Here is a 2338-nt window from a genome sequence, read left to right on the forward strand (position 1 = left end):
GCGTGGATGTGGGTTTCGGTGACGGCCACGATCTTCATGCCGTTCTTCTCAGCCAGCTCCTGGTAGACCGCGATGTCCCGGCGGCCGTCAACAACAACGGCGGTGCCGTTGGCCTGGCAGCCGATCAGGTAGCTGGCCTGGGCGAGGTCTTCATCGTAAATACGCTCGATAAGCATCTGGTGCTCTCCTTCATTGTGAAAGGGGATTGGAAGGTTGTTCTGAATCCAGTATAAATACCACTGGGGGTATCCTGCAAGCGGGTTGCCTTGTCGTATTTCCTGCGGAAAAGCCGGCGCAGACCTGCCGGGGCATGGCCCGGCCGTCCGGGTCGGTTTTTTCGGGGCTTGTTGATAGGTGACGGGGTGGCCTGCCCGGTACCACTCGGTGATCCCGCCGGCCACGTTGACCGTGGCGTATCCGCGGTCCATGAGGATCCGCGCGGGCCTGGCTGCTCCGCTTTCCCGACCCGCACAACAGGTAGAGCGTTGTGTTGGGCAGGTCGGCGAGCCGGGAGGGCAGTTCATCCAGGGGAATGTTCAAGCTCCCCGGTACATGCGCGGTGGCATGCTCTTCCCGGCTCCGGACGTCCACCACTGTGGCGCGGGGCCACACCGTGGCGAGTTCGTCTGCGATGACAGTGCGGAACGCGTGCTGGCCCGTCATGGTGTCAGGCGTGCTGGTGTCCGGCCTCGGCGCGGAGTGTGTCCATGTCCAGGTTCTTCACGGCCTGGATGACTTCCTCGAGGCCGGCGGCGTTGAGGGCCCCGGGATGGGAGAAGACCAGGGTCTTGTCCTTGAAGGCCATCAGGGTGGGGATGGAGGTGATGCTCGCCGCTGCGGCAAGGGCCGGTTCCGCTTCGGTGTCCACCTTGGCAAAGGTGATGTCCGGGTGCCGTTCGGCGGCGGCGCCGTAGGTGGGGGCGAACATGCGGCAGGGGCCGCACCAGGCTGCCCAGAAGTCGACGAAGACGATGTCGTTGTCCTCCAGGGTCTGGGCGAAGGATTGGTTGGTGATGTCGATGGTTGCCATGATCTGTCGTGTCCTTTCGGGCGGGGGTGGGTGCCCTGCGGCGGGGGCCTAGGTGGTGGGAAGTCCGGCGCGGGTCCAGGCGGTCATGCCGCCGGCCATGGTGTCCGCTTTGTAGCCGGCGCCGTTGAGGGCATCGGCGACGGCGGCGCTGCGGTTGCCGCTGCGGCATACGGCGATCACGGGGACGGCCGGGTCCAGCTCGCCCAGGCGGGCCTGCAGTTGGCCCATGGGGATGTGCAGGGCGCCGGGGATCATGCCCTCGGCGACCTCGAAGTCCTCGCGGACGTCGAGGATCCTGGCGGCGTTGCGGCGCTGGTCGGTTTCGGTGATGGTGATTTCAGCCATGGGGGTTCTCCTTCGAAGTGGTTTTGGCTGGGTGTGTGGAAGTGGTGCTTGGCTAGCGGACGGTTTCGCCGGCCTGGCGCCAGGCGGCCATGCCGCCTCGCACCGAGTAGGCGTCGTAGCCCTTGGCGGCGAGGAGTCGCGCTGCCGAGGCTGAGCGGACTCCGGAGGCGCAGACGGCGATTACGGGACGGGTTTTTTGGATGCCGGCGGTGCTGGTCTGCAGTCTGTCAAGGGGGACGTGCTTGGCTTGCGGTGCCCGGCCGGTCCGCCATTCCTGGGCTGACCTGACGTCGATGAGCGTGGCTCCGGAACCCAGGAGGTCCTTGGCCTGCGCTACGGAGATTGTCTTGTAGGGCTTGCTGAAGGCCTTCTTGAGGGAATCGATCAGTCCCATGGTGGTTCTCCTTCGGGTGGGTTGGGCTAGGCGGTGACGGTGCTGGCGGTGACCCACGCCGCGACGGCGAAGATGAGGACCGCGAACGAGATACGGATGTGCTTGTCGTGCAGGTGGCGGGCAAGCCGGGCGGCAACGATGGATCCCACGATGGCCGGGATGGCGAACGCCAGGGTGGTGGCCCAGTCGATGGTGTAGCCGGCCGCGTGGGCGCTGAACCCAGCGGCGGAGTTGATCACGATGATTGCCAGGGATGTTCCGACGGCCTGTTTCATGCGCAGGCCCAGGAAGATGGTCAGTGCGGGGGTAATGAGGAAGCCGCCGCCCACGCCAAGCAGTCCGGTAAGGAACCCGACCAGCAGTCCAACGCCCACGGCCTTTGGAGCGCAGGAGCGGAAGGCCCGGTGCGGCCCGGTGCTGCATGACCCTTCGCTCTCGCGGGGCTTGCTGAGCATCCGGATACCCGCGGCCACCATGATCACGGCGAATGCCAGCATCAGGATGTTCGGATCCAGCAGCTTGCCCACTGCCGCGCCGCCCCAGGCCGCCGGGATACCGGCGGCCCCGAC

The 2338-nt window shown here is 66.2% G+C and carries 5 protein-coding genes and 1 pseudogene; all 6 read right to left on the reverse strand.

The genetic code is table 11. The features are described from left to right. A pseudogene (locus PV772_RS22845) lies at positions 1-176 on the reverse strand (MBL fold metallo-hydrolase); the annotation flags it as partial. Between the two features lie 13 nt (positions 177-189). Then, positions 190-663 carry a rhodanese-like domain-containing protein gene (locus PV772_RS22850; protein ID WP_347887679.1) on the reverse strand — a complete coding sequence of 158 codons (474 nt, stop codon included), beginning with the start codon at positions 661-663 and terminating at the stop codon, positions 190-192. Between the two features lie 4 nt (positions 664-667). After that, a complete protein-coding gene (locus PV772_RS22855; RefSeq protein ID WP_347887680.1) occupies positions 668-1030 on the reverse strand; it encodes a thioredoxin family protein in 363 nt (120 codons plus the stop codon). A 48-nt stretch (positions 1031-1078) separates the two neighbouring features. Continuing rightward, a complete protein-coding gene (locus PV772_RS22860) occupies positions 1079-1375 on the reverse strand; it encodes a rhodanese-like domain-containing protein (protein ID WP_347887681.1) in 297 nt (98 codons plus the stop codon). 52 nt (positions 1376-1427) lie between these two features. Then, positions 1428-1769, reverse strand: a complete 342-nt coding sequence (locus PV772_RS22865; RefSeq protein ID WP_347887682.1) for a rhodanese-like domain-containing protein — start codon at positions 1767-1769, stop codon at positions 1428-1430. 26 nt (positions 1770-1795) lie between these two features. Next, on the reverse strand, positions 1796-2338 hold a 543-nt coding region (locus PV772_RS22870; RefSeq protein ID WP_347887683.1), incomplete at its 5' end, for a sulfite exporter TauE/SafE family protein.

It is taken from the genome of Pseudarthrobacter sp. CC12 (assembly GCF_039907755.1).
Lineage (GTDB): Bacteria > Actinomycetota > Actinomycetes > Actinomycetales > Micrococcaceae > Arthrobacter > Arthrobacter niigatensis.